The following is a 25,947-nucleotide window of genomic DNA, read 5'->3' as shown; positions in this document are numbered from 1 at the left end:
TACCCTTCTGTCGCCGTGGGGGGGGAGGGGGGAGGGCCGCGGCCGTCACTCCTCGATGAAGTACTGCTCGGGGTTGGTCGGCCCGGGGTCGTTGTAGTTGCCGGAGGAGGGCATCGACTCGGGCACGTTGTGGAAGTGGTCCGCGACGATCCCGTAGCCGGTCGGGCTCAGGCTGACGCCCATCGCGTAGAACTGCTCCTGGGAGGCCGCCAGGAACTCGCGCATCAGCTCCTCGCGGGCCTCGGGGTCGGGCTCGGCCTGGACGGCGTCGTACATCTCCAGGTGCTCGCGCACGTCGGCGGGCGGCTCCTGGGAGCGCGGGTCCTCGCCGTCGGAGACGTACCACTGGGCCCACGGGATGGCGAAGTTGGACTCCCCGCTCTGGGTGGGCGCGTACCAGCGGGGGTCGTACATCGCGTCCATCATGCCGTTGTCGCCCGACCACACGTTGGCGTCGTGCTCGTTGTTCTCCCGGCGGGTCTGCCACAGCGAGCGGTCCTCGGTGTTGAGCTCCACGTCGATGTCCAGCTCCTGCCAGAAGCCGACGACCATCTCCATCGAGTCCACGATGTCGGGGCGGAAGTCCGTGGGCACCGACAGCGTGAAGCGCACCGTCTCGCCGCGCGGGCTCGTGCGGAAGCCGTCGGAGTCGCGCCCGTCGTAGCCCGCCTCGTCGAGGAGCTCGTTGGCCAGGTCGAGGTCGTACTCGGTGTACTGCTTGGCCAGCTCCTCGTTGTGGAAGGGGCTGTCCTCGCGGGGCGCGCCCTGCCAGGGCTCGCCCTGCTCGCGGTAGACGACGTCGATGATGTCCTGGCGGTTGATGGCGTGCGAGAGCGCCACCCGGAAGTCGCGGTCGTTGAAGGTCTCGCGCAGCTCCTCGTCCTCGTGGGTGAGGTTGAGGGAGATCATCGCGGTGTTCATCTCCGCGGGCCGCAGCTCGAAGAAGTCGTAGCCGCCCGACTCGCGCGCCTCGGCCAGGGTGGGCCTGTTCTCCAGGGTGTTGAAGTGCCGCGAGTGCATGTCGAACTCGCCGTTGAGCGCCCTGACCAGCATGACCTCCTCGTCCGGGAGGATGTCGAAGACGACCCGGTCGATGTAGGGGAGCTGGTTGCCCTCGGTGTCGACCTTCCAGTAGTAGGGGTTGCGCTCCAGCACCATCCGCCCGGAGTCGGCCAGCGGCTCCACGACCTGCCACGGGTACATGGTGGGGATGTCGGGGTTCTGCCAGTACTGGGCGCTGTTGATCACCCCGGCCTTGTCCTCGAACATCTCGACCCAGCCGGCGTACCCCTCCTCCTCGGCCAGCTCGTCGGCGTCGGGGTTGTACTCGATGTGGAACTGCTCCAGGTAGTGCTTGGGCTTGGTCACCACCTGGTACTGGAGGAGGTCGTACCCGGCCCAGAGGGCGTCGGGCTCGTCGAAGGTGATGGTGAGGGTCTGCTCGTCGACCTTCTCCGCGGTGCCGGGATCGGCGGCCGCGACCGGCGTCAGCGCCTCGTTGTTGTAGATGTCGTTGAAGGCGAACACGACGTCGTCGGAGGTGAACGGCTCGCCGTCGGACCAGCGCAGGCCCGCGCGCAGGGTGAAGGTCAGCTCGGTGGCGTCCTCGTTGTACTCCCAGGACTCGGCGAGGTTGGGGATCACCTCCTGCCACTCCGGGTCCCAGCGGGTGAGGTTCTCGTAGCCCACGGTCCTGCCGAGCCAGGGCCAGTCGCCCACGCCGAGGATGGCGGTGTTCCACTCGCCGCCGTACACGCCGACGCGGTCGTGGGGCTCCACCACCAGCGGCTCGTCGGGCAGCCGCTCCTCCAGCGGGGGCAGGTCGCCCGACTCCACGAGGGCGGCGAGCATCGGCGCCTCGCCGGTGCCCTCCACCCGTTCGCCCTCCTCGACCTCGGGATCGAGGGAGAGGAAGGTGCACCCGGCGGTCATCACGACCGCCGCCGCTCCCGCGGCGGCGCCCAGCCACCGCCTCCCGCCGCCTGCCGTTCGTCGTCTCATGAGTCCTTCTCCTGCCTCGTGGGGGGTTCCCGCGTCGCGCGGGCCGGGGGACCGGTGGTCGCGGTGCCGGGCGCGGAGTCCGCGGTGATCCCGGCCAGGTCGAGCTCCTCGGTGTGGTGGCACGCCACCGTGCGGCCCGGCGCGACGGTGCGCGGCGCGGGGTCCTCGGCGGCGCACAGGTCGGTGGCGTATCCGCACCGGGGGTGGAAGGGGCATCCGGACGGCGGCCGCGAGGGGTCGGGGACCTCGCCGGTGAGCCGGACGCGCTCGCGGGTGCCGCGCAGCCGCGGGTCGGGGATGGGCACGGCGGAGACCAGCGCCTCGGTGTAGGGGTGCCGCGGCCGCCGGAACAGCTCGTCGGTGGGCGCCACCTCCACGATCCGGCCGAGGTACATGACCGCGACCCGGTCGCACACGTGCTCGACCACCGACAGGTCGTGCGAGACGAACAGGTAGGTCAGCCCCAGGTCGTCCTGGAGGTCCTGGAGGAGGTTGAGGATCTGCGAGCGCACGGAGGTGTCCAGGGCGCTGACCGCCTCGTCGGCCACGACCAGGCGCGGCCCCGGGACCAGGGCGCGTGCGATGGCCGCCCGCTGGCGCTGGCCCCCGGAGAACGCGTGCGGGTAGCGGCGCAGGTGGTCGGGGTGCAGCCCCACCCGCTCCATGGCCTCGCACACGCGCGCCTCCAGTTCCTGCCCGCGCAGCCCCAGCAGCATCCGCAGGGGTTCCCCGACGATGTCGCGCAGGGTCATCCGGGGGTTGAGGGAGGACTGCGGGTCCTGGAAGACCATCCGCACCTCGCGCCGGTAGACGGCGGCGTCGTCGCCGGACAGAGCCAGGGCCTCCAGGACGCGGCCGTCGGAGGCGCGGTAGCGGATCCGACCGGTGGCCTCCGGGCGGGCCCGCATGATGCTCGAACCCAGGGTGGTCTTGCCGCACCCTGACTCCCCGACCAGGCCGAGGGTCTCGCCCGGGTACACGTCCAGGTCCACCCCGGCCACGGCCCGCACGTGGCGGGGGCCGCGCCGGGAGCGCCCGCGCACGGGGTAGTCCACCCGCAGGCCGCGGATGCTCAGGACGGGTTCGGCCGCGGGCGCGGACACGGGTCCGTGCGGCGCGGGGTCCGGCGGTCCGGCCGGTGTCTCAGTCGGCATCGACGGTCTCCTTGCCGGTCGGTTCGGCGCCCGCGCCGCCGGGAGGCGGGGTGCCCCCCTCCAGGAGGCAGCGCACCCGGCGGCCGGGCCCGGGGGCGGTGACCGGGGGGACGGTGGTGTCGCACAGCCCCTCCACGGCCTCGGGGCAGCGGGTGCGGAACACGCAGCCGGTGGGCTGGTTCCCGGGGTCGGGGATGGCGCCCCGGATGGTGGGCAGGCGGTGTGAGCGGGCCGCGCCGATCCGGGGGACCGCCTCCAGCAGGGCGCGGGTGTAGGGGTGGCGGGGGTCGTGGAAGATCTCGTCCACCGGCCCCTGCTCGACCACCGTGCCCAGGTACATGACGGCGACCTCGTCGGCGATCTCGGCGACCACGCCCATGTCGTGGGTGATGAAGAGCAGGCCCATGCCGGTGTCGCGGCGCAGGTCGGCGAACAGGTCGAGGATCTGGGCCTGGGTGGTCACGTCCAGCGCGGTGGTGGGCTCGTCGGCGATGAGCACGCGCGGCCCGCACGCCAGGGCCATCGCGATCATGACCCGCTGCCGCATTCCGCCGGAGAGCTGGAAGGGGTAGGAGTCCACGACGCGCCCGGCGCCGGGGACCCGCACGCGTTCGAGCAGGTCCACGGAGCGTTCGCGGGCCTCCCGGCGGGACACGCGGCGGTGCACGCGCAGGGACTCGCCGATCTGGTTGCCGACGGTGTGCACCAGGGACAGCGAGGACATGGGCTCCTGGAAGACCATGGCCACCTCGCGGCCGCGCACCGCGCGGATCTCCCTGCCGGTGGGGCGCAGGGCGGCCAGGTCCAGGGGCTCCCCGCCCTCTCCTTCCGGGTGCAGCAGGATCCTGCCGCCCACCACCTCGCCGGGCGGTTCCACCAGTCGCAGTACCGAGCGGGCCATGGCGCTCTTGCCGCAGCCGCTCTCGCCGACCACGCACAGCGTGCTGCCACGGCGGACCGCCAGGTCCACCCCGTCCACGGCGCGCACCACGGTGTCGTCGGTGGTGAAGTGGGTCCGGAGGTCCTGGATGTCCAGGACGACGTCGTCGCGGGTCTGGGCCGTCACGGCGGCCACCTTCCTCACCTGTACGGGTCGGCGGCGTCGCGGACGCCGTCGCCGACGAAGTTGAGCACCAGCACCGCCACCGTCACCGCGGCCCCGGGCAGCAGCAGCCAGGGGGCGCCCGCGATCGAGTGGATGTTCTGCGCCTCCTGGAGGAGGACGCCCCAGCTCACGACCGGTGGTTGCAGACCCAGGCCCAGGAAGGACAGCGAGGTCTCGGCCAGGATCATGAACGGCACGGCCAGGGTCAGCGAGGCGATGATGTGGCTGGTGAAGGACGGCAGCATGTGGCGGGCGATGACCCGTCCGGTGCCGCAGCCGTCCAGCCGGGCGGCCGTCACGAAGTCCTCCTGGCGCAGCGACAGGAACCGGCCGCGCACCACGCGCGCCAGGTCGGTCCAGCCGATGAGCGACAGGAGCACGGTGATGGCGACGTAGGTCTGCACCGACCCCCACTCGCGGGGGACGGCGGCGGACAGGCCCATCCACAGCGGGATCGTGGGGATGGACATCAGGAACTCGATGACGCGCTGGATGGCGTTGTCGACGCGTCCGCCGAGGTAGCCGGACAGGCCGCCGAGTACGAGGCCCAGGACGAAGGACAGCGCGACCCCGGCCAGGCCGATGGACATCGACACCCGGGTGCCGTGGACGATCCGGGAGGCCATGTCGCGGCCGTTGCGGTCGGCGCCCAGGAAGTACACGTCCTGGTCGGGGTCGCTGGCGCCGATCAGGTGGATGTCCGAGGGGATCAGGCCCCACATCTCGTAGGGCTCGCCGCGCACGAACAGGCCGACGGGGATCTTCACGGACTCGTCGACGGTGTAGGTGTTGGCGAGCGTCTCGGGGTCGCGCTCCACCCGGTAGCCGTACACGTACATGCCCAGGTCGAAGCCGTCGGAGGTGTCCACGACGTGCAGCGCCTGCGGCGGGGCGTAGGTGCGCTCGGCGTTGTAGGCGTCCGGTGTGCTGGGCGCGACGAACTCGGAGAACACCGACACCAGGACCAGCGCGCACAGCACGAGCGCGCCGGCGACGGCCAGCCTGTTGCGGCGGAAGCGCCGCCGGAAGAGCACGCGCTGGGGCGCCTCCCCCCGCGGGTCCGCGGTGGCCGGGGGCTCGGCGGCCCCGGGTCCGGCGGCGGTGGCGCCCAGGGGCTCCTCGGGGGGCGGGGGGCGGTCGGGCAGGGCTGCCATGGGTCACACCCTCTCGACGTGGTGGTGGCGGATGCGCGGGTCCCACCAGGCCAGCAGCAGGTCGGACAGCAGGGTGCCGACGACCGTCAGCACACCGAGGACGAGGATGAAGCTCCCGGCCAGGTACATGTCCTGGTTGCGCAGGGCCTCCACCAGCAGTGGTCCGGTCGTCTCCAGGCTCAGCACGATGGAGACCATCACCTCGCCGCCCACGAGCGTGGGCAGGATCCACCCGATGGTGCTGATGAAGGGGCTGAGGGCCATGCGCACGGGGTACTTGAGGATGACCCGCCACTCGGGCAGGCCCTTGGCGCGGGCCGTGGTGACGTAGGGCTTGCGCAGCTCGTCCAGGAGGTTGGCGCGCAGCACGCGTACGAGCGCCGCCGTGCCCGCTGTGCCGATGATGAGCACCGGTATCCACAGGTTGGACACCACGTCCAGGACCTTGCCCAGGTTCCAGGCGGCGTCGGCGTACTCGCGCGAGACGATGCCGCCCACGCTCTGGCCGAAGTAGCGGAAGGACACCCAGGCGAAGATCAGCGCGAGCATGAAGTTCGGCGTGGCCAGGCCGACGAACCCGACGAAGGTCACCGCGTAGTCGCCCGGCGAGTACTGGCGGACCGCCGAGTACACCCCGATCGGGAAGGCGATCGCCCAGCTCAGCAGGAGGGTGACCAGGGCCAGGGCCAGGGTGAGGCCGATCCGGTCCCACATCAGGTCGGCCACCTCGCGGTGGTACTGGAAGGACTGGCCGAAGTCGCCCTCCAGGACGATCCCGGAGATCCAGTTCCAGTACTGGACGAGGAAGGGGTCGTTGAGCCCGTACCTCTCCTCCAGGGCGCGGATCTGGGCGCTGTCCACGCCCTGTCCCTGCGCGGACAGCTCGGCGATGTAGGCGGTGAGGAAGTCGCCCGGGGGCAGCTGGATGACCAGGAACGCGACCAGCGAGATCGCCAGCAGGGTCGGGACCATGTACAGCACGCGGCGGATCACGTAGCGGCGCACGGCGTCCCCCTCGGCGCGGGCGACGGGCGGGGGCCGCCCGGACGGCCCCCGGGGCCGCGCGCCGGCGGGCGCGGCCTCACCACCGGACCGCACCGCCGTCCATGCGCGCGTGGAACGGCGACTCCGGCCCCAGGTCGGCGGGGGTGACGGGCCGCCCCTCGAAGGCGGAGGCGTAGACCCCGGCGACCAGGCGCATCGTCCGCAGCGACTCGGCGGAGGACACGGGCGGGGCGGTGCCCTCGCGCAGCGCCTCCAGCACCCGGGCGATCTGCGCTCGGTGCCCGCTGTCGGTGCCGTGCTCCCCCGCCTCCCAGGCGGCCGCGACCTCCTCCTCGAACCCCGGGGCGGGGGTGATCCGCCAGTTCCCGTCGCCGTAGCCGTAGAGGTGGACCAGCTCGACGGTCGCCCGCTCGAAGTCGATCCGGATCCGGCTCTCCTCGCGCGGGGAGACCAGGCTGTTGACCACGCTGGCCACCGCCCCGTTGGCGAAGTCCACCCGGGCCAGGGAGACGTCCTCGGTCTCGACGTCGCGCGCCTGGCGGCGGGCGACCGCCGACACCTCCGTCCACGGGCCCAGCAGGAAGAGCAGCAGGTCCATCTGGTGGATGCCGTGCCCCATGGTCGGGCCGCCGCCCTCGGTCTCCCACCTGCCGCGCCACGGCACGTCGAAGTACTCCTGGGGCCGGAACCACGTCGTGTGGCAGGCCGCCACCAGGGGCCGCCCCAGCACACCGGCCTCCGACAGCGCCCGCACCCGGCGGGCGCCCGAGCCGAAGCGGTGCTGGAACACCGTGGCCATCCACGGCCCGCGCCCGCCCCCCTCGGCCGCAGCCATCCTCTCCGCCTCGGCCAGGCTCAGCGCCGGCGGCTTCTCCACCAGCACGGAGGCGCCCGCGCCCAGACAGGCCTCCACCTGGGACCGGTGCAGGCCCGGCGGTGTGCACACGTGCACCAGTTCCGGACGCTCCCGGTCCAGCATCTCGGTCAGGTCGGTGTACCCGGCCGGGACCGCGAAGCGGGAGCGGAACACGTCCAGGGCGCGGGTGTCGACGTCGACGGCGGCGACGACCGCGGCCCGGTCCGGCAGGGACAGCAGCGCTTCCGCGTGGAAGCGGGCGATGTTCCCGGTTCCCACGAGCGCGACGCGGACCGGGCCCGTGGGCGGACCGGCCGTCGGGGAGGGGGTGCTCATGTGTGGTTGTCTCCTCTGGCAGCGGGGGGTACGGGGGGTGGAGGAGTGCTCGGACGAAGGGGCCGTAGCCGGGGTGGTAAGCGCTTGCTCAGTGGGTGTGGGTGTGGGTGTGGGTGTGGGCGGGGGCCGCGCGGGGCGCGGCCCCACCGCTCAGCCGCGCGCGGCGACCTCCCTCCGGTCGGCCCGCTCGTCCTGGTCGACGGGGTCGAGCTGGACCCCGCAGGCCAGGCGCCGGGTGTGGTCCACGACGCGCGTGGGCCCGTCGAGCAGGACCGGCACGGTGTGCCGGACGTCCTCGCTCGACGCGGACAGCAGCAGTTCCAGGCGGCCGGGCTCGACGACGCGCCGTCCGTCCGGGCCGGTGTAGGAGGCCAGGTCGGCGTGGACGGAGAAGTCCACCGCCCGCGCCTCCCCGGCCTCCAGGTGCACCCGCGCGTAGCCGACCAGCTGCCTGCGGGGCCTGGCCACCTGGGCGACGGGGTCGTGCAGGTAGAGCTGGACGACCTCGGTCCCGGCCGCGCCGCCGACGTTGCGGACGGTGCAGCCGACGGTGACCTCCCCGTCGGTGCCCACCCGGGGGACCTCTCCCGGACGGACGGGGCCCGCGTCCACGCGCGGGTCCTCCCAGACGAACCGTGTGTAGGACAGGCCGTGGCCGAAGGGGTGGCGCGGGGTCGGGTCCACCGAGCTGACCTCGCTGCGGTGGGCCAGGTCGGGGCCGAGGTAGGTGGCGGGCTGACCGCCGGACGTGCGCGGCACGGACACCGGCAGGCGTCCGCTGGGGTTGACCCGGCCCGAGAGCACTCCGGCCACCGCGGGCATGCCCTCCTCACCGGGGAGGAAGGCCTGGACGACGGCGGCCAGCCGGTCGGCGACCGGGCCCAGTACGTAGGGCCGTCCGGACACCACCACCGCGACCACGGGGGTGCCGGTGTCGGCCAGGGCCTCCAGGAACTCCTGCTGGACCCCGGGCAGGCGCAGGTCCTCCGCGTCGCAGCCCTCGCCGGAGGTGCCCCGGCCGAACAGGTCGGAGCGGTCGCCCACCACGGCCACGCACACCCGGGCGCGCCCGGCCGCCAGCAGGGCCTCGGCGAAGCCGTCGGTGGAGTCGCCGTCCACCGAGCACCCGGCGCGGTGCTCGACGCGGACGCCGGGCAGTTCGGCGCCCAGGGACTCCAGCAGGGTGGGGATCTCCACGCCCACGGCGGTGCCGGGGTGGCGCCTGCCCACGTGGGCGGGGAAGGAGTAGCAGCCGAGCACGGCGTCGGCGGTGTCGGCGAGCGGCCCGACCAGGGCCAGGTCCCCGGTGTCGGCCAGGGGGAGCGCGTCGTCGGTGTTGGAGAGCAGGACCACCGAGTGCTCGGCGAGTTCGCGGGCCAGCGCGCGGTGCCCGGCGGGGTCCAGGTCCACGGGGACGGCGGGGTCCTCGGGCTCCGGAGACCACCCGGCGTCGAGCAGGCCCAGCCCGCACTTCTGGAGGAGCACGCGCCGGGCGGCCCGGTCGACCAGCTCCTCGGACACCTCGCCCGAGCGGACCAGGGCGGTGAGCAGGTCGCCGTAGCAGTGCACGGTGGGCAGTTCGACGTCCACGCCCGCGGTCAGGGCCAGGGCGCCGGCCCGCTCGGCGGAGTCGGCGACGCGGTGCAGGGTCTGGAGGAAGGCGACGCCGAAGTAGTCGGCCACCACGGTGCCCTCGAAGCCCCACTGGTCCCGCAGCAGGCCGGTGAGCAGGCGCGTGTCCGCGGCGGCGGGCACCCCGTCGTTGTCGTTGTAGGCGGACATGACCGACCCGGCGCCTCCGTCGCGCACGGCCATCTCGAAGGGGGGCAGCAGGACGTCGGCGAACTCGCGCGGGCCGATCGAGACCGGCGCCAGGTTGCGGCCGCCCCGGGAGGCCGAGTAACCCGTGAAGTGCTTGAGGGTGGCCACGATCCCGGCGGACTGGAGGCCGCGCACGTAGGCGGTGCCCACGGTCGCCACGAGGTGGGGGTCCTCGCCGATGGTCTCCTCTGTGCGGCCCCAGCGGGGGTCGCGGGACACGTCCAGCACGGGGGCCAGGCCCTGGTGGACGCCGACCCGGCGCATGCTCCCACCGATCTGCGCGGCCATCCGCTCGACCAGGTCGGGGTCGAAGCTGGCGCCCCAGGCCAGGGGGACCGGGTAGATCGTCGCGGTCCAGGCGGCGAACCCGGCCAGGCACTCCTCGTGGGCGAGGGCCGGGATGCCGAAGCGGTTGGCGGCCATGATCTCCCGCTGGCTGCGGGCCAGCGACGCCCGGCCGGCGGCGGGGTCGACCGGCAGGGTGCCGAAGGGCCGGGTGAGCTGGCCGAGGCCGTACTCGATGACCTTCTCCCAGGCGGGGGGCTCCTGGGTGAGGTCGTGCTGGTGCGGTGCGACGGCCTCGCCCGAGGCGTCCGCGCTCACCCACACACCGTGCAGCTGGGCGACCTTCTCCTCCAGGGTCATCGATCCCAGCAGTCGCTCGACGCGCGTCGCGTCGGGGAGGGAGGGGTCCCGCCAACCGTCGTCGGCGTCCTCCCGGTCCGCGACGTGTTCCGAGGGTCCGGTCATGTGGGTGGGCCTTTCTGTGCTCAGTGGGGATGCGGGGATGTCGTGTGTCCGGGTGGTGGTCCGCGCGCCATGGAGATCCGAAACTTTCGAAACTAGTATCGAAACTTACTGACGGAGAATGTACGTAGTCGCGGTAGGCAGGTCAACCCCTGTGGGAGATATAGGTCACATGTTGGTGTTGACCTGCGACATTCGAAAGGGGTCGATGGGCTGCCGGGAAAGGGTTTCGTCAGGCGGATCCACGGGAACCCGAAAAAGCTCGAAAGTTTCGGAAAGGCTGCCGGGTCACGCTGTCCGGGCCGCCCGGGGCTGCCGAAAGGGCGGATGGGACACTTCGGGCGTGGGAATTCTCGAACGACTCCATGAGATCGGGCGGCCGCTGGTCGCCGAGCAGCTGGCGCACCCGACCGTCGCCGGGATCGCCCGGGGGGACCTGGACGAGCGCGCCTTCCGGTACTGGCTGGAGCAGGACCACCTCTACCTGCTCGACTACGCGCGGGCCTTCTCCCGGCTGGCCTGGCAGGCCCCCGACGACCACCTCGCCGACCTGGTGGGCATCGCGCACAGCACCCTCAACGAGGAGCTGGAGCTGCACCGCTCACTGTCCGGGGAGTTCGGCGCGGACCTGACCACACGGGACAAGGGTCCGGCCTGCGCGGCCTACACCGCCTGGCTGCTCGACGCCGCCGCCGACTACCGAGACGGGCTCGCCGCCGTGTACCCGTGCATGTGGGGGTACAACCAGCTCGGGCTCGCGCTCGCCGACGACCGCCCGGAGGAGCCGCGCTACCGCCGGTGGGTCGACACCTACGCCGACCCGGAGTTCACCACCCTCACCGAGCACTACGGGCGGATGCTGGAGGAGGCCGCCCCGGATCCCGGGCGCGCCGAGCGCCTCTTCCTGGAGGGCATGCGCCACGAGGTCGCCTTCTGGGACACGCCCCACACCGCGCGCACCAGCTGAGCCGCGCACGCGACGGGGGCCTCGCGGGTCTTCTCGCGTCAGCGGGCCGTGCTGAGCCGCGCACGCGCGACGGGGAGCCGGGCGGCGCGGCCCGGCTCCCCGGTCTGCCTTCGGGTACCTCCCCCGTCAGGGGTTGAGCACCGTGGACAGGGTCTCGAAGCGCTCGATCTCGCAGCCGTTGCGCTTGTTGAACTCGGTGTCGACCTCGGTCCCGCCGACGTGCCCGGTCACGTGGACGACCTCGGGGCCGCCCACCTGCATCGTGCACATCGTGTCGGAGGTGTCGCCGCTGGTGAAGGGGCCGGTGCCGACCTCCTCGATCTCGGCGCACGCCGCCTCGGGATCGGGGTGGTCGCCGCCCGCGGGGGAGCAGGTGAGGGTCCACACCCCCTCCTCGTAGCCCTCCGCGGGCACCAGGGCCTCGTCCCCGCTGAGGGTGCGTTCGATGGTGAGGCTGGTCTCGGCCTCCCCGCCGCCGGTCTCCCCCGGGGCGGGGGCGTCCGTGGCGGAGGAGGGGTCGCCGGGGGACGCGGAGGGGCTGGTCTCGTCGGTTGCGGACTCGGACTCGGGTGCGTTCACCTCGGCGGGTTCGTTGCCGCAGGCCGTGAGGAGCAGGCCGAGGGCTGCGAGAGCGGCGAGGCGGGTCGGCAGTGCCGTCGCGAAGGTGTGCTGAGCCATACAGTTCGGACGCGGGGGGTTCCCGACGGGTTCCCCGCATCTCACATTTCTCGAAGTACACGGATACAGGGGGTCACATGTTCGGCAGCGGTGTTCCGGAGGCCAACGTCACCGAGGTGCCCGAGGACGCCTACCTCCTCGACGTCCGCGAGGACGACGAGTGGAACGCGGGCCACGCGCCCGACGCGACGCACATCCCGCTCGGTCAGCTCAACCAGCGCGCGGGCGAGGTCCCGCGCGACCAGCGGGTCTACGTCGTCTGCCGCGTGGGGGGCCGGTCGGCGCAGGCCGTCGCGGCGATGAACCAGGCCGGGTGGGACGCGGTCAACGTCTCCGGCGGCATGCAGGCCTGGGAGCACGCCGGACGCGGCATGGCCGCGGAGGGCGGCGCGGAACCCCGGGTGATCTAGCAGCGTCCCTTTGGGGCTTCGCCCCGCCCGCCGCCCGCCATCGCCCGCCGGTGGCGCTTCGCGCCGGGGCGGGCTACCACCCTCAACGGGTGCGAAGCGCGGTGCTCTCCTCGTTCGGGCGCCCAAAGAGCGGGAACCTTCGGTGTCTCCCGTGCGATGGCTCGTTCCTCGCGATCGCACGTCCGCCACCTCCAGAACCCCGCGGGCGCCCGAACAGAGCCCCCTTGGGCCTCCGCTTCGCTTCGGCCCGTGTGCGGGCACCCGGGGAGCGGGAACCTTCGGTGTCTCCCGTGCGATGGCTCGTTCCTCGCGATCGCACGTCCGTCACCTCCAGAACCCCGCGGGCGCCCGAACAGAGCCTCAGGGGTCGAGCCCCTTGGACGGCCGGATCCAGCGGCACCGGAGCCGATTTGGCTCCGATTGCGCAAAGCCCTGCCCCCGGGCCGCTTCCGGGTGGCACTATGACGTCGTGAGTTCCGAGCGCGCGCCCCTCAGCGCCGAAGCCGTGCTGGCCGCCTCAGCGGACGCGGTGGTCTGCGTCGACAGCGAACTCCGAGTCACCCTCTGGAACCCGGCCGCCGAACGGTTGTTCGGCTGGCGTGCGGAGGAGGTGCTCGGGGGCGAGCTGCCGATCGTCCCCGCCGAGCTGCGGGCCGAGCACGGCGCGGTGCTCGAACACGTGCGCGCAGGAACCCCGCTGTCCATCCACAGCCGCCGGATGCGCAGGGACGGCACGGTCGTCGACGTGCGGATCAACACCAACCGGGTGCCCGGCGCGGACGGCGGCGTGGCCGGGTGGGTGCTCAACCTCTACCCCTCCGACAGCGACGTTCAGGCCCGCTCCTCGGCGATGGAGCGGGCCCGCCTCGTGCGGCGGCTCACCGACGTGGTCGTCGACATCAACGCCGACCTCAGCCTCAAGACCGTGCTCGACCGCATCTCCCGCGGCATCACCGAGCTCACCGGGGCCGACGCGGGCGGCTTCGTCCTGCTCAACGAGGACCGCGTGGAACTGGTCAGCATCTCGGAGCTGTCGGAGGACCTCCAGGGGTTCAGCTCGGCGCTGGACGACAGCCTGTTCGGCGAGCTCCTGCGCAGCGGCAAGTCCGTGCTGCTGGCCAACGAGGACACCCGCGGACTCCAGGACCTGGTCTGGGCCGACCTGCCCGGGCTGCACACCATCGCGCTGGGCGTGTCCAACGTGCACGGCCGCCCCTACGGCGCCCTGTACGCGCTCTACAGCCAGCGCAAGGTGGGGCACGTGGAGCTGGAGCTGCTCGAACTGCTCGCCGCGCACGCCGGGGTGGCGATCGGCAACGCGCTGGCCTACGAGGAGCTCAACCGCCAGCGCGTCCACGAACAGGCCGTGGCCGACTCCAGCGCCGACGGGATCGCCGTGCTCGACTTCGGCGGCCGGGTGCGCAAGTGGAACCGGTCGGCGGTGGAGCTCACCGGCTACACGGCCGAGGTGATGGAGGGGCGCCACCCGCCCTTCCCGCTGCCCGCCTGCCACGGCCAGCCGGTCAAGCACAAGCTCCGCGACGGCCGCTGGCTGGAGATCCTGATGGCGCAGATCCCGCGCACCCACGAGTGGGTGGTGGACTTTCGCGACATCACCGCGCAGAAGGCCATGGAGGACGAGCGCGAGGCGTTCCTGGCCACGAGCGGGCACGAGCTGCGCACCCCCATCACCGTCATCCACGGCTACGCCACCACGCTCCTGCGCAAGTGGTCCCGGCTCAGCCCGGACTCGCAGTACCAGGCCGTCGGCACCATCGCGGAGCGCTCCTCGGCCCTGGCCGCGCTGGTGGACCGGCTCCAGCTGGGCTCGGACGTCGCGCGCGGCGAGATGCGGGTCGGCCGCGACCGGTTCGACCTGCCCGAGGTGCTGCGGCAGGCGGTCAGCGCCTTCCGGCCCCTGTCCGACCGGCACGACGTCACCCTGGACGACCTGCCCGACCTTCCGCCCACGGCGGGCGACCCGCTGGCCACGAGCATGATCATGGACCAGCTGCTCGACAACGCCCTCAAGTTCTCGCCCCGGGGCGGGGCCGTGCGCGTGGGCGTGCGGGAGGAGGGCGACGCCGTCGCGGTCGTGGTCGACGACGAGGGCGTGGGGCTGCGTCCGGGCGACGAGGAGCGGATCTTCGACCGCTTCGTGCAGTCCGGGGTGCGCGGCGAGGAGTCCCGCTTCGGCGGACTCGGGCTCGGCCTCTACATCGTGCGCCAGCTGGCCAGGGACCAGGGCGGCGACGTGACCGCCCAGCGCCTGGAGCGCGGCGCGCGCATGCGGTTCACCGTGCCGCTGTACCCCGGTGAGGGCGCGGAGCCCTCCACACGCAGCGAACCGCTCCACAGGCAACCTGAGTCCCAGGAAACAACAAAAAACTCATCAACCCCTGAACCCCTGTCCCGTCAGCGATCCCCGCGCCGACGTGCGAGTCGTACTCCGTGATTCATCTCGTGGTGGGTTTCCTTCCGAGGTGAACGGGGCATTTCCACCCCTGGTGGAATTCGCTGGCACACATCGGGCGGGTTCCGGACGGCCCGAGGAAGCACCAACGCGCAGGGATTTCGACGTGTCAGGAGACCACAGCCCACTCGACGCGGGTGACTGCCCGCACAAGGTCGAGCGGAGCGTCACGCTCCCCCACACCCCCGCCACCGTGGCCGGTGCCAGGCAGCGGCTCTGCCGCGACCTCCGCGCCCTGAGGATCAGCGAGGAGTGCGTGGACGACGCGGCCCTCGTCCTCAGCGAGCTCGTCAGCAACGCCCTCCGCCATGCCAGACCCCTGCCCGCCCCCGAGAACCCCGAGGACAGCGTCGGCGTGTCCTGGCGGGCCGAGGTGGACCGCGGGTCGGGGGCGTGCGGCTGGGTGGAGATCGCCGTACGCGACGGCGGCTCCAGCACCATGCCACGGGTGGCGCGGCCCTCGGTCTCCGGACTGGGCGGCCGGGGCCTGGGCATCGTCCAGTCCCTGTCCGGCCGCTGGGGCACCGAGATGGACGCGACCACCACCACGGTCTGGGCGGTCCTGGAGATCCCCGCCGAGGGCTCCGCGGGCGAGGAGGAGGACACGGCCCGGGGACTGCCGGAGGGCTTCGGGGCGACGAACCCGTACCCGGACGCCGCCGAGGTCGTCGAGCTGCGGCTGGGCGCCGCGGACAACGCGAGGGCCCGGAGCGCCCTCCTCTGAGGGAGCCCGCTCCGCGGTGACGGCGCCGCCACCGGCGGAGGAACGTCACCGATGTCGCGAAACACCGCCAACGAGGTGGCCCGGCGCTGGTGCGGCCGCTACAGTCACGACTGTGGAGTTGAAGATATCAAGCCGGTCTCAGCAAGACGTCGCGGTGGTAACCGTGGGCGGTGAGATCGACCTGTACACGGCACCCCAGTTGCGTGACGAGCTCATCGGAGCCCTGGAGGACGGGGCACGGCGGCTGGTCGTCGACATGTCGCGGGTGGAGTTCTGCGACTCGACCGGCATCAGCGTGCTGCTCTCCGCCATGAAGCGCTCCCGCGACAAGGACGGCGACCTCGAACTCGTGGCGCCGAGGCCCGCGGTGACCAAGGTCCTGGAGGTCACCGGGCTGGACGCGGTGTTCGTCATCCACCCCGACCTCGACGCGTTGCCGGTGGCCGCGGGGACCGGCACCGCCCAGTAGACGGGACGCGCGTGCTTCGTGGGGAGGGCGCCGGTCCCGAGGGGGCCGGAATCGCCGTGGTCATCGCCGCCAAGGACGAGGCGGTGCGCGTGGGCAGCACCGTCAGGGCCGCCCGCGCACTGCCCGGGGTGGACCTGGTCGTCGTGGTCGACGACGGTTCCGCCGACCGCACGGCCGACGTCGCGCTCGAAGCCGGGGCCCGGGTGCTCAGGCACAGCCGCAACCGCGGCAAGGGGGCCGCGATGGAGACGGGCGCGGAGGGCGTCCGGCTCATCGAGGAGCACGAGGCGGGGGACGGATCCCCGCGCTCCCCCCGGCACCTGCTGTTCCTGGACGCCGACCTGGAGGCGACCGCCGCGGAGGCGGCGCCGCTCGTCGAACCGGTCCGCGACGGCAAGGCCGACATGACCATCGCCCTCTTCCCCGCGACCCGCATGCGCCTGGGCGGCCACGGGTTCGTGGTGCGCCTCGCGCGCGGCGGCGTCCGCAAGGCCACCGGGTGGGAGCCCGAGCAGCCCCTCAACGGCCAGCGCTGCCTGACGCGCGCCGCCTTCGAGGCGGCCAGGCCGTTGGCCCCCGGTTTCGGAGTGGAGACCGGCCTGACCATCGACGTGCTGAGGGCGGGCCACCGGGTGCTGGAGGTGGAGGTGCCCCTGGAGCACCGGGCCACCGGCACCGACCTGCGCGCACAGCTGCACCGGGCCCACCAGTTCGCGGACGTGGCCCGAGCGCTGGCGGTGCGCGAACTGCGGCCCACCGTGCGGCGCGGGTGGGACCGGACCCGTGAGCGCACGCGCACGGCGGGACGGCAACTGTCCCGCAAAATCGGGCACATGACTTGGAGAAACCGCCCGAAGTAACCCCATGAGCGCAGTGTGTAGCTATACGCTCGCTCCGTGTTCACTACGATCCTGGCTTTGACGGGAATGCTCTCGGGACTGGGTGCGCTCGCCCTCGGCTGGCACGCGCTGTCCAGGACCCGTGTGATCAGCAGCGAGTCCCAGGCACTCGCCCAGCGGGCGTCCGCGGTCAGCGCCTCGGGCGTGGACCCGTTCGCCGTGCGCGACGTGGCGGTGCTCCACTACGACGCCCTGGAGGAGATGTCGGGCGCCCGCTCCTTCTCCCTGGCCCTGCTCAACAGCGAGGGTGACGGCGTCGTCGTCACCTCCATCAACGGGCGCACCGAGTCGCGCACCTACGCCAAGGCGGTGGTGGGCGGGGACTGCGACACCCTGCTCAGCCCGGAGGAGCACCGGGTCGTCCGGTCGGCCCGCCTGGGGGAGGGCGTCGGCGCCGCCGCGGGGAGTTCCCCGACGCGGGCGGTGTCCTCCGCCGGTGTCCAGCCGGTGCCCCCGCCCGCGGCCCGGGACGAGCCCGGGTCCCCGGCCGGGCGGGACGAGGAGCGCGGCGCGCGTGAGGGCGCCGAGGCCGACGTCGAGACCGGTGCCGTGGAGGTCGTCGAGGGGGGCGCGGGCCCGAAGCGGCGCAGGGACGCCCCGGCGGCCCCGACCCGCACGGACGCGGCCCGACAGGACGTGGAAGCGGCTCACGCGGCTCCGTCAGCACGGAAGGCCTCCGCGACCGCGTCTGCCGCGGATGACGACCGAGAGGTTTCCGGGGTCCCGCCAGCCTCGCCCGCCCTGTCCGTCGCGGGCGAACAGGCGGTCGCGTCGGCCACCGGAGCTACTTCAGCCCCGCCAGCGCAGGCTTCCTCCGCTGCCACGTTCGCCACGGGCGACGACCGGAATGGCCCGGAGGCCGCAGCAGCAGCCCGGACCGCCCCGCCAGCCGGGGTCGTCCCGCCAGCCCGGACCGCCCCGCCAGCTGGGACCGTCCCGGCAGCGTCGGCCGACTCAGCTGCCACGGGCGACGACCGGGAGGAACGCGAACCCCGCGGCCTCGCCTCCGTCATCCGCAGGACGATCGAACGTGTCGGCACCGACCGCCGGGCCCCCGTCGAGGCCGTGCGGTCGGGAGTCGGAGCGGCGAGGCCGGTCGTCTCAGCCAACGTCACCGTACGGTCGGGGCCCTCCGCCACCGCGGCGGGGAGCGCGGGAACCTCCGCCACGGGGACCGCGACGGCCGCCGAGCCGCGCCCAGGGGACCCGACCGGCGGGAAGACCGGCGGGGACGGTGCCCGGGAGGCGGACGCCCCCGCGTCGGAGGCGCGCAGGTGACCGCGCCGAAGCGACCCGGCCCCGGCGCCGGGCCCGCGTCGAGTCCCGAACCGCCGCTCCCGGAGCACCGGTCCGTATAGCCTGGTGTTATGCCCAACCGCTACGCCTACCTCGGCCCCGAGGGCACCTTCACCGAAGCCGCACTGCGCGACCTGCGCCCGGACGCGCCCGACGAGGCCCGCGTCCCCTGCGAGGGGGTCGCGGCGGTCTTCGACGCGGTCCGCTCCGGCGCGGTCGACGGCGGCGTCGTCCCCCTGGAGAACTCGGTCGAGGGCGGCGTCAGCGCCACCATCGCCGAACTCGTCAACGGCGATCCGCTCCTCGTCACCGGCGAGACCGCGGTCCCCGTCGAGTTCGCCCTGTTCGCGCGGGGCGGGACGGTGCTGGAGGACGTCAAGCGGGTGGCCACCCACCCCCACGCCCTCGCCCAGTGCCGGGGCTGGCTCGCCCGCAACCTGCCCGAGGCGGACACGCACACCGTCTCCTCCACGGCCGCAGCCGCGCGCGCCGTCTCCGAGCCCGGCGCGCCCTACGACGCGGCCATCTGCGCCGTGATCGCCGGAGAGCGCTACGGACTGCACGCCCTGGCCTCCGGCATCGGCGACCGCTCCGACGCCGCCACCCGCTTCATCTACCTCTCCCGGCCCGGCGTCCTGCCCGCGCCCACCGGAGCCGACCTGACCTCGCTCGTCGCCTTCATCGCCGACGACCACCCCGGCGCCCTGATCGAGGTGCTCAACCAGTTCGCCGTGCGCGGGGTCAACCTCACCCGGCTGGAGTCACGCCCCACCGGTGACCGGCTCGGCAGCTACTGCTTCTGCATCGACGCCGAGGGGCACGTGGCCGAGGCCCGGGTCGGCGAGGCCCTCATGGGCATCCGGCGGGTGTGCCGGGACGTGCGCTTCCTGGGCAGCTATCCGCGCAGCGGCCGGGCCACCGAGAACGATCCACTGCTGCGGCCCCGACCGGCCACCGACGCCGACTTCGCCGAGGCAGAGCAGTGGCTGGCGCGCATCCGCGCCGGTCAGGTCGACTGACCCCGACCCGACCCGACCCGACCCGACCCCGGCTCCGGGGGCGGTTCCTCTTCTCTCCGCGGCCCCGGCGACCGCTGGCCGCCCGCCCCTCGTCCGCCGGGGCCGCCGTCCCGCTCCCCTCCCCGAGTCCGGCGGCCCCCCGGTTCCCCGGTTCTCAGACCCGGGCCGCCTCCATCGGGCCGCCCCAGCGGACCTCCTCCCCCGCGTCGGCGCGGTCCAGTTCCAGGCACAGCGCCAGCCTCAGCGCGAAGTCCTCAGGACGCGTCGCCCCCAACACCTCCAGCACGCACGCGAGCTCCTCCGCGGTCATCTCGTTCAACGGCTTCACGGTCGTCCCCCTCCTCGGTCTCTCATAAGAATGACGAGGTCAACGGGTATCCATGACGCGGTTGCGGAAAAGATGTCGGGAGGATGGGGCCCGGGCGGTAACCTGCAAGACGTGATCGACCTTCGCGCTCTTCGAGAAGACCCCGAACGACTCCGCGCCTCGCAGCGGGCCCGGGGGGAGGACCCCTCCGTCGCCGACCGCCTGCTCGGGCTCGACGCCGACCGCCGCTCCGCGCTGTCCCGGTTCGAGACCCTGCGCGCCGAGCAGAAGAGCGTGGGCAGGTCCGTCTCCAAGGCCTCCCCGGAGGAGCGCGAGGAACTCCTGACCCGCGCCAAGGCACTGGCCGCCGAGGTCAAGGAGGCCGAGGCCGAGGCCGGTCGCCTCGCCGACGAGCTGGACGCACTCCTGTCCGGCGTGCCCAACCTCGTGGAGGAGGGCGCACCCGAGGGCGGCGTGGACGACTTCAGGGTCCTGGAGACCGTCGGCGCCCCGCGCTCGTTCGACTTCACCCCGCGCGACCACCTGGAGCTGGGCGAGATGCTCGGCGCCATCGACATGGAGCGGGGCGCCAAGGTCTCCGGGGCCCGGTTCTACTTCCTCACCGGCGTGGGCGCCCAGTTGGAGCTGGCGCTGCTCAACATGGCCATGAACCAGGCCGTCCAGGCGGGCTTCACGCCGATGATCCCGCCGGTGCTGGTCCGGCCCGAGACCATGGAGGGCACCGGCTTCCTCGGCTCGCACGCCGACGAGGTCTACCACCTGCCCGCCGACGACCTCTACCTCGTGGGCACCTCCGAGGTGCCGCTGGCCGGGTACCACTCGGGGGAGATCCTGTCCGCCGACGCCCTGCCCAACCGCTACATCGGCTGGTCGCCGTGCTTCCGCCGCGAGGCGGGATCCTACGGCAAGGACACCCGCGGCATCATCCGCGTCCACCAGTTCCAGAAGGTGGAGATGTTCGTCTACACCCACCCGGACCGGGCGCACGAGGAGCACAAGCGGCTCCTCGCCTGGGAGCGGGAGATGCTGGACAAGCTTGAGCTGCCCTACCGCGTGGTGGACATCGCCGGCGGCGACCTGGGCACCAGCGCCGCCCGCAAGTACGACTGCGAGGCGTGGGTCCCCACCCAGGAGACCTACCGGGAGCTGACCTCCACCTCCAACTGCACCGACTTCCAGGCCCGCCGCCTCAACGTGCGGTTCCGGGGCGAGGACGGCAAGCCCCGCTTCGCCGCCACCCTGAACGGCACACTGGCCACCACCCGCTGGATCGTCGCCATCCTGGAGAACCACCAGCGCGAGGACGGCTCCGTGGTGGTTCCCGAGGCGCTGCGCCCCTACCTGGGCCGCGACGTCCTGGAGCCGGTCGCCAAGGGCAGGTAGGCGTCCCGGGCCCGGTGCCCGTACACCCGGGACCAGCGGACCCGTCCGCACGGCCGTCGAGCCGCAGGGACCCGGCACCGGTACGCGCGGAGCCCGCCCCCGGCCGGGGGCGGGCTCCGCGCTCGGTGTTACAGGAACGGACCGGTCACAGGTACGGACCGGAGCCGTGCGGCTCCTCGTCCAGGCCGCCGGGAGCGCCCGGCCCCTGGGCCTGCAGACCCGCCAGGCCGGGCGGCAGGGCCTTGCGCATGTTCTCCAGCTGGGCGCGGGCCGCCATCTGCTGGGCGAACAGGGTGGTCTGGATGCCGTGGAACAGCCCCTCCAACCAGCCCACCAGCTGCGCCTGCGCGATGCGCAGCTCGGCGTCGCTGGGGGCCGCGCCCTCCGCGAACGGCAGGGTCAGCCGCTCCAGCTCCTCGATCAGCTCGGGGGCCAGACCGTCCTCCAGCTCCTTGATGGACGAGGTGTGGATCTCCTTGAGCCTGGCCCGGCTCGCCTCGTCCAGCGGAGCGGCCTTGACCTCGTCCAGGAGCTGCCGGATCATGCTGCCGATCCGCATCACCTTGGCGGGCTGCTCCACCATGTCGGCGAGGGTGCGCGGCTCCTCCGCGCCCTCCTCGCCGTCCCCGTCGCGGTCGGTTCCCATGACCAGGATCCGAGCCTGTTCCTCCGGGTTCTCTGCGTTGCTCATCAGTCCCCTTACGTGGATGTCACCGGCACGCTGTCAACGGGGAAGAAGGATCTTTCCGGTGTGCGCGCTCGTTTCCATGACGCGGTGCGCCTCCGCCGCGTTCCGCATCGGGACCGAGCGGTCGACGACGGGGCGGACGACTCCCTGTTCCACCAACGGCCACACCTGCTCGAGTACTCCCGAGACGATGGCTGCCTTCTCCTCCAGGGGGCGGGAACGCAGGGTCGTCGCGTGGACGGAGAGCCTCTTGGCGAGCATACGTCCCAGATCGGCCTCGGCGTGGCGTCCGCCCATCAGCGCGATGATCACCAGGCGGCCGTTCGTGGCCAGCGAGCGCAGGTTGGCGTCCAGGTAGGAGCCGCCCATGATGTCGAGGACGAGGTCGGCGCCGCCCGCCTCGCGCACGCGCTCGGTGAAGTCCTCCTCCTTGTAGTTGATCAGGATCTCCGCGCCCAGTTCGCGGCAGCGCTCCAGCTTCTCCCGGCTGCCCGCCGTGACCGCCACCCGGGCGCCCAGGGCGCGGGCGAACTGGACCGCGAAGGTGCCGATGCCGCTGCCGCCGCCGTGGACCAGGACGGTCTCCCCGGCGCGCAGGCCGCCGACCATCACCAGGTTGGACCACACGGTGGCGGCCACCTCGGGCAGCGCGGCGGCCTCCACGAGGTCCACGCCCGCGGGGATCGGCAGCAGCTGGCCCACCGGGACGGCGACCTTCTCGGCGTAGCCGCCCCCGGACAGCAGGGCGCACACCTGGTCGCCCACGGACCAGCCCGAGCCCTCGGTGCCGGGGCCGAGCGCGGCGACGGTGCCCGAGCACTCCAGGCCGGGGTACTCGGAGGCGCCGGGCGGCGGCGGGTAGTTGCCCTGGCGCTGGGAGACGTCGGCCCGGTTGGCCGCGCTCGCGGCCACGTCCACCAGGACCTCCCCCTCGCCGGGGACGGGATCGGGAACCTCGGTCCAGGCCAGGACCTCGGGTCCGCCCGGTTCGCTGATACGGATCGCGTGCATGAGCCAGACAGTACCCGGGGAGGTTCCACGACAGGCAACGGATTCCTCTGTTCACCTGCTCGTAAGGATGCTTCGTTGGGGTCGGGCGGGTAAGAGTGATCCCAGGGAGCGGAACCCGTCTCTTCCCCGCTGGGGTATCCCTCCCTCCACAGCACGCCCCCTTCACGCAGGAGAACTCCGGTGGCACACCAGGAACACAACGGGTCGGGTCGAAGCTCTGAGGAGGGCCCCGGACCCGAGGCCGGGGAGCACGTCGAACCGGACCGCCCGGCGGGTGACCCGGAGGAGTACGACCCGGACGCCGCCGCGCCGGGGCCGACCGCGCACGAGCCCTCGCCCCACGACCAGTGGTTCGGCGGCTTCGAGGGCGAGGCGCCGCCTCCGCCGCCCTACGCCCGGCTGCCCGAGGACACGCCGCCGCGGGGAGCGGGGCACCAGACGCCGCCTCCGGCGGAGGATGCGGGTGGGTCGGAGGAGTTCGGCGGGGAACCGGAGCGGACGGCCTCCGGTGCTTTTGGGTCTCCGGGGGTTTCTGGTGTCCCCGGGTCGGAGGGGGTTCTGGAGGAGCCTGAAGCCGAGATTCCCTTAGCTTCTTCTGGGATTTCTGGGTCTCCTGGGATTTTTGACTCTCCCGAGGTGTCTGAGGACTCCGGCATTCCTGGGTCTTCCACGGGGGCCAAGCCGCTGCTGTCCCCACGGCCCTCCGGCGCCTCCGGGCCCTCGGAGTTCCTCGCGGGCTCGGGGGTCTCCGCCGCCGCTGCCGAAGACGCCGCCGACGCCGACGACGGCGAGGAGGACGGCACGCTCCGCCTGCTGCCGGGAGCCGCACGCAGACGCCCGCAGCGCCCGCAGCGGCAGCGCCTCCAACGTCCCACCCGGCCGGGCGGAGAGGACCCGCTGGCGCCCCGCAGGCCGAGCCGCGACTCCGACGTGCCCGAACCCGAGCAGCTGCCTCCCCTGGAGACGGAGCGCGACGACACCCGGGGCGGACCGCGGACCACGGGGCCGGTTCCGGCGGGACCGGAGACGGGATCGGGTCCGCGCCCCGTTCAGGGGCCAGGACCTGTCCAGGAGCCCGACCCGCGCTCCGTTCAGGGAACCGGTCCAGGACCTGGTCAGGGGTCCGTTTCGAGCCCCGTCCGTGGACAGGGGAACGGGTCCGCCCCGGACCCCGCTCCCCGGTCCGCCCCGGACACGGGTCTGGGCGCGTGGCTGGACGAGGACCCCGGCCCCTTCCGGTCCGCGCCTGCACCGGGCGAACCCGTTCGTCCGGCACCGCCCCGAGCTCCCGAGCCGCCGTCCGCGCTCACCGGCCCCCGGGCCGACCTCGCGCCGCCGCCCGCCCCGCCCGCTCCCCCGGGTTCACCGGCCCAGCGCCGTCCCGAACAGGAGCGGCAGACCTCCGACGCGCTCAACGCGGCCACCCTCGTGCGCAACCGGCGCCAGGGCCCCAGCGGCGGGTGGCGCAGGGCCGTGCACGCCGCCACCCTGGGCCTGGTCAACCCGGGGGAGTCGGCCAAGGTGCTGCGCCAGCGAGAACTGGTGGCCCGCGCGAGCACGCCCGTGGCGACCGGGCACCACCGGGTGGCCGTGCTCAGCCTCAAGGGCGGGGTCGGCAAGACGACCACCACGGTCGCCCTCGGCTCGACGCTGGCCTCCCTGCGCGGCGACCGGGTGCTCGCGGTGGACGCCAACCCCGACCGCGGCACGTTGTCCGACAAGGTGCGGCTGGAGACCGCCGCGACCATCCGCGACCTGCTCAACGAGCGCCATCTCGTGTCGCGCTACGCCGACATCCGCGGGTTCACCTCGCAGGCGCCCAGCAGGCTGGAGATCCTGGCCTCCGACCGCGACCCGGCGGTCTCCGAGGCCTTCAGCGACGCCGACTACCGGGAGGTCTCCCGGATCGTCGAGCACTTCTACTCCATCTGCATCACCGACTGCGGCACCGGCCTGCTGCACTCGGCCATGCGCGGGGTGCTGGGACTGGCCGACCAGGTGGTCCTGGTCAGCTCGGCGTCCGTGGACGGTGCCCGCAGCGCCAGCGCCACCCTGGACTGGCTGGAGGCGCACGGCCACGGCGCCCTCGTCCGCAGCGCCGTGGTGGTGCTGTCGATGGTGCGCTCCGACAGCAAGAGCAGCGTGGACCTGAACCGGCTGGAGGAGCACTTCGCCGGGCGGTGCCGCGACGTGGTGCGGGTGCCCTGGGACGGGCACCTGGAGGAGGGCGCTGAGGTGGACCTGGAACGGCTCGCCCCCGCCACGCGGGACGCCTACCTCCAGTTGGCCGCGTCGGTCGGGGAGGCGTTCGCCTGGCAGAGGTGAGGCGGCCGCGGGCGGGGCTCGGCGCGCGGACGGCCCCTCCTTCGACTCCTCCCTGTTTTCCGGGGCCCGCTTTCGGACAGGGGAAGCACGAGGGGGAAGGGGTTGGGGATGAACGCACAGGAACGACCGCCCGCGGTCGTGGTCGGGGTGGACGGCACACCCGCCTCCCACGCCGCCCTGGTCTGGGCGACCGAGGAGGCCGCCAGACGCGGCACGCAGCTGCGGATCGTGCACGGCCTCGGGATGCCGGTGGTGATCGGCGCCTACGGGACGGCCGGACGGGTGGCCGTCGAGGACCAGCGGGAGGCCGGGCACGACCTGCTCACCGCGGGCGCCGCGTACGCGCACCGCGCCCGGCCCGGACTGGACGTGGCGACCGTCCTGGCGCCGGAGGACGCACCCGCGGTCCTGCTCAACGACGCCCTGCCCGAGGACGTCGTCGTGGTGGGTTCGAGGGGACTGGGCGGGGTCCGGGCGATCATGCTCGGCTCGATCAGCGTGCGCGCCTCCTCCCACGCTCCCTGTCCCGTGGTGGTCGTCCCCAACCAGGAGAAGCCGCCGCCGCGGCGCGGCCGCGTCGTGGTGGGTGTGGACGGGTCCGAGTCCTCCCGCCGCGCGCTGGGCTTCGCCCTCCAAGAGGCACTGGTGAGCGGCTCGGAGGTCGTGGTGGTCAACAGCTGGGAGGTGCCGCTGCCCGCCGACGCCGAGTCGCTGGCCGCCGACGCCCGGGCCCTGCACGAGGAGATGTTCGACCGCCAGTCCGAGGAGGTGGTCGCTGGCCTGCTCGCGGAGGTGGTCGACGACCGGACCGAGCACCTGGAGATCAGTGCGGTCCGGACGCAGGCCAACCCCGTGGACGCCCTTCTGGAGGCGGGGCGGGACGCGGACCTGCTGGTGGTGGGCTCGCGCGGACGCGGGGGCGTGCGCGGGCTGGTGATGGGCTCGGTCAGCCAGGGGGTGCTGCAACACGCCCCGGTGCCCGTGGCCGTCCTGCCGCCGCGGTCGGGGGACGAGTGACCGCCGGGGAGGGGCCGACGACCGGAGGAGCGGCTGGAGGGAGAAGAGCGGCTCAGCGGGGAGAACGGTGCTCCAGGGGCG

Annotated in this window: 22 protein-coding genes; 11 read left to right on the top strand and 11 right to left on the bottom strand. The window is 73.3% G+C overall.

The genetic code is table 11. From position 1 onward, the window contains the following. Window positions 1-45: 45 nt before the first annotated feature. From FYW99_RS27890 to FYW99_RS27860, 7 genes are all read right to left on the bottom strand, one after another. A complete protein-coding gene (locus FYW99_RS27890; RefSeq protein ID WP_150255008.1) occupies window positions 46-1,932 on the bottom strand; it encodes an ABC transporter substrate-binding protein in 1,887 nt (628 codons plus the stop codon). Between the two features lie 65 nt (window positions 1,933-1,997). Then, window positions 1,998-3,155 (bottom strand): ABC transporter ATP-binding protein, encoded by a 1,158-nt coding sequence (locus FYW99_RS27885; RefSeq protein ID WP_150254980.1) that lies wholly within the window; start codon window positions 3,153-3,155, stop codon window positions 1,998-2,000. Continuing rightward, on the bottom strand, window positions 3,145-4,230 hold the full coding sequence (locus FYW99_RS27880) for an ABC transporter ATP-binding protein (protein ID WP_150254979.1): 1,086 nt from the start codon (window positions 4,228-4,230) through the stop codon (window positions 3,145-3,147). The genes FYW99_RS27885 and FYW99_RS27880 overlap by 11 nt, the downstream gene beginning before the upstream one ends. A 5-nt stretch (window positions 4,231-4,235) precedes the next feature. Further along, window positions 4,236-5,414, bottom strand: coding sequence for an ABC transporter permease (locus FYW99_RS27875; RefSeq protein ID WP_150254978.1), 1,179 nt, complete (start codon window positions 5,412-5,414; stop codon window positions 4,236-4,238). Window positions 5,415-5,417: 3 nt separating this feature from the next. Next, complete coding sequence (locus FYW99_RS27870) at window positions 5,418-6,419, bottom strand: ABC transporter permease (protein ID WP_026115342.1); 1,002 nt, start codon at window positions 6,417-6,419, stop codon at window positions 5,418-5,420. A gap of 76 nt (window positions 6,420-6,495) precedes the next feature. After that, on the bottom strand, window positions 6,496-7,611 hold the full coding sequence (locus tag FYW99_RS27865; RefSeq protein ID WP_150254977.1) for a Gfo/Idh/MocA family protein: 1,116 nt from the start codon (window positions 7,609-7,611) through the stop codon (window positions 6,496-6,498). Between the two features lie 150 nt (window positions 7,612-7,761). Continuing rightward, window positions 7,762-10,182, bottom strand: coding sequence for a beta-xylosidase/alpha-l-arabinosidase (locus tag FYW99_RS27860; RefSeq protein ID WP_150254976.1), 2,421 nt, complete (start codon window positions 10,180-10,182; stop codon window positions 7,762-7,764). A gap of 340 nt (window positions 10,183-10,522) precedes the next feature. Here FYW99_RS27860 and FYW99_RS27855 point away from each other — a divergent pair, with 340 nt between their 5' ends. Further along, complete coding sequence (locus FYW99_RS27855) at window positions 10,523-11,146, top strand: TenA family protein (protein ID WP_150254975.1); 624 nt, start codon at window positions 10,523-10,525, stop codon at window positions 11,144-11,146. Between the two features lie 126 nt (window positions 11,147-11,272). Here the strand turns inward: FYW99_RS27855 and FYW99_RS27850 are convergent, their stop codons facing one another. Further along, window positions 11,273-11,824: an SSI family serine proteinase inhibitor gene (locus FYW99_RS27850; protein WP_150254974.1), complete on the bottom strand. Its 552-nt coding sequence runs from the start codon at window positions 11,822-11,824 to the stop codon at window positions 11,273-11,275. Between the two features lie 77 nt (window positions 11,825-11,901). Between FYW99_RS27850 and FYW99_RS27845 the strand changes: the two genes are divergently transcribed. The 7 genes from FYW99_RS27845 (at window position 11,902) to pheA (ending at window position 19,114) form a co-directional block, all read left to right on the top strand. Then, on the top strand, window positions 11,902-12,234 hold the full coding sequence (locus FYW99_RS27845) for a rhodanese-like domain-containing protein (protein WP_150254973.1): 333 nt from the start codon (window positions 11,902-11,904) through the stop codon (window positions 12,232-12,234). 469 nt (window positions 12,235-12,703) lie between these two features. Further along, a complete protein-coding gene (locus FYW99_RS27840) occupies window positions 12,704-14,689 on the top strand; it encodes a sensor histidine kinase (protein ID WP_150254972.1) in 1,986 nt (661 codons plus the stop codon). 124 nt (window positions 14,690-14,813) lie between these two features. Beyond that, entirely contained in the window at window positions 14,814-15,431 is a 618-nt protein-coding gene (locus tag FYW99_RS27835) for an ATP-binding protein (protein ID WP_150254971.1), read from the top strand. Between the two features lie 112 nt (window positions 15,432-15,543). Beyond that, window positions 15,544-15,900 (top strand): STAS domain-containing protein, encoded by a 357-nt coding sequence (locus FYW99_RS27830; RefSeq protein WP_013156254.1) that lies wholly within the window; start codon window positions 15,544-15,546, stop codon window positions 15,898-15,900. An 11-nt stretch (window positions 15,901-15,911) separates the two neighbouring features. After that, a complete protein-coding gene (locus tag FYW99_RS27825) occupies window positions 15,912-16,760 on the top strand; it encodes a glycosyltransferase (RefSeq protein WP_150254970.1) in 849 nt (282 codons plus the stop codon). 36 nt (window positions 16,761-16,796) lie between these two features. After that, window positions 16,797-18,077: a DUF4446 family protein gene (locus tag FYW99_RS27820; RefSeq protein WP_223839683.1), complete on the top strand. Its 1,281-nt coding sequence runs from the start codon at window positions 16,797-16,799 to the stop codon at window positions 18,075-18,077. Window positions 18,078-18,166: 89 nt separating this feature from the next. After that, window positions 18,167-19,114, top strand: a complete 948-nt coding sequence (gene pheA / locus FYW99_RS27815) for a prephenate dehydratase (protein WP_150254969.1) — start codon at window positions 18,167-18,169, stop codon at window positions 19,112-19,114. Between the two features lie 154 nt (window positions 19,115-19,268). On the opposite strand, the gene FYW99_RS27810 is transcribed toward pheA, so the two are convergent. After that, a complete protein-coding gene (locus tag FYW99_RS27810) occupies window positions 19,269-19,442 on the bottom strand; it encodes a mechanosensitive ion channel (RefSeq protein ID WP_150254968.1) in 174 nt (57 codons plus the stop codon). A 111-nt stretch (window positions 19,443-19,553) separates the two neighbouring features. Here FYW99_RS27810 and serS point away from each other — a divergent pair, with 111 nt between their 5' ends. Then, complete coding sequence (serS, locus tag FYW99_RS27805; RefSeq protein ID WP_150254967.1) at window positions 19,554-20,825, top strand: serine--tRNA ligase; 1,272 nt, start codon at window positions 19,554-19,556, stop codon at window positions 20,823-20,825. Window positions 20,826-20,970: 145 nt separating this feature from the next. Here serS and FYW99_RS27800 read toward each other — a convergent pair whose 3' ends face one another. Further along, window positions 20,971-21,516 (bottom strand): bacterial proteasome activator family protein, encoded by a 546-nt coding sequence (locus FYW99_RS27800; RefSeq protein WP_150254966.1) that lies wholly within the window; start codon window positions 21,514-21,516, stop codon window positions 20,971-20,973. Window positions 21,517-21,549: 33 nt separating this feature from the next. After that, the gene (locus tag FYW99_RS27795; protein WP_150254965.1) at window positions 21,550-22,524 is read right to left on the bottom strand and encodes an NAD(P)H-quinone oxidoreductase; all 975 of its coding nucleotides are present in this window, start codon (window positions 22,522-22,524) and stop codon (window positions 21,550-21,552) included. Between the two features lie 813 nt (window positions 22,525-23,337). Here FYW99_RS27795 and FYW99_RS27790 point away from each other — a divergent pair. Together FYW99_RS27790 and FYW99_RS27785 are read left to right on the top strand one after the other, a co-directional pair. After that, on the top strand, window positions 23,338-24,849 hold the full coding sequence (locus FYW99_RS27790; protein ID WP_394350382.1) for a MinD/ParA family ATP-binding protein: 1,512 nt from the start codon (window positions 23,338-23,340) through the stop codon (window positions 24,847-24,849). Between the two features lie 108 nt (window positions 24,850-24,957). Next, the gene (locus FYW99_RS27785) at window positions 24,958-25,866 is read left to right on the top strand and encodes a universal stress protein (protein ID WP_150254963.1); all 909 of its coding nucleotides are present in this window, start codon (window positions 24,958-24,960) and stop codon (window positions 25,864-25,866) included. Window positions 25,867-25,947 lie beyond the last annotated feature (81 nt).

Origin of the sequence: Nocardiopsis deserti, assembly GCF_008638355.1 — a bacterium.
GTDB lineage: Bacteria > Actinomycetota > Actinomycetes > Streptosporangiales > Streptosporangiaceae > Nocardiopsis > Nocardiopsis alborubida.
The sequence above is the reverse complement of the archived record's forward strand: the minus strand, read 5'-3'. Positions and strand labels throughout refer to the sequence as shown.

What these genes read in the sequence shown, in the direction of transcription:
- FYW99_RS27890 (WP_150255008.1), bottom strand. Translation starts at nt 1,932, where the DNA reads ATGACCGCCGGGTGCACCTTCCTCTCCCTCGATCCCGAGGTCGAGGAG.
- FYW99_RS27885 (WP_150254980.1), bottom strand. Translation starts at nt 3,155, where the DNA reads ATGCCGACTGAGACACCGGCCGGACCGCCGGACCCCGCGCCGCACGGA.
- FYW99_RS27875 (WP_150254978.1), bottom strand. Translation starts at nt 5,414, where the DNA reads ATGGCAGCCCTGCCCGACCGCCCCCCGCCCCCCGAGGAGCCCCTGGGC.
- FYW99_RS27865 (WP_150254977.1), bottom strand. Translation starts at nt 7,611, where the DNA reads ATGAGCACCCCCTCCCCGACGGCCGGTCCGCCCACGGGCCCGGTCCGC.
- FYW99_RS27860 (WP_150254976.1), bottom strand. Translation starts at nt 10,182, where the DNA reads ATGACCGGACCCTCGGAACACGTCGCGGACCGGGAGGACGCCGACGAC.
- FYW99_RS27850 (WP_150254974.1), bottom strand. Translation starts at nt 11,824, where the DNA reads ATGGCTCAGCACACCTTCGCGACGGCACTGCCGACCCGCCTCGCCGCT.
- FYW99_RS27845 (WP_150254973.1), top strand. Translation starts at nt 11,902, where the DNA reads ATGTTCGGCAGCGGTGTTCCGGAGGCCAACGTCACCGAGGTGCCCGAG.
- pheA (WP_150254969.1), top strand. Translation starts at nt 18,167, where the DNA reads ATGCCCAACCGCTACGCCTACCTCGGCCCCGAGGGCACCTTCACCGAA.
- FYW99_RS27800 (WP_150254966.1), bottom strand. Translation starts at nt 21,516, where the DNA reads ATGAGCAACGCAGAGAACCCGGAGGAACAGGCTCGGATCCTGGTCATG.
- FYW99_RS27795 (WP_150254965.1), bottom strand. Translation starts at nt 22,524, where the DNA reads ATGCACGCGATCCGTATCAGCGAACCGGGCGGACCCGAGGTCCTGGCC.
- FYW99_RS27785 (WP_150254963.1), top strand. Translation starts at nt 24,958, where the DNA reads ATGAACGCACAGGAACGACCGCCCGCGGTCGTGGTCGGGGTGGACGGC.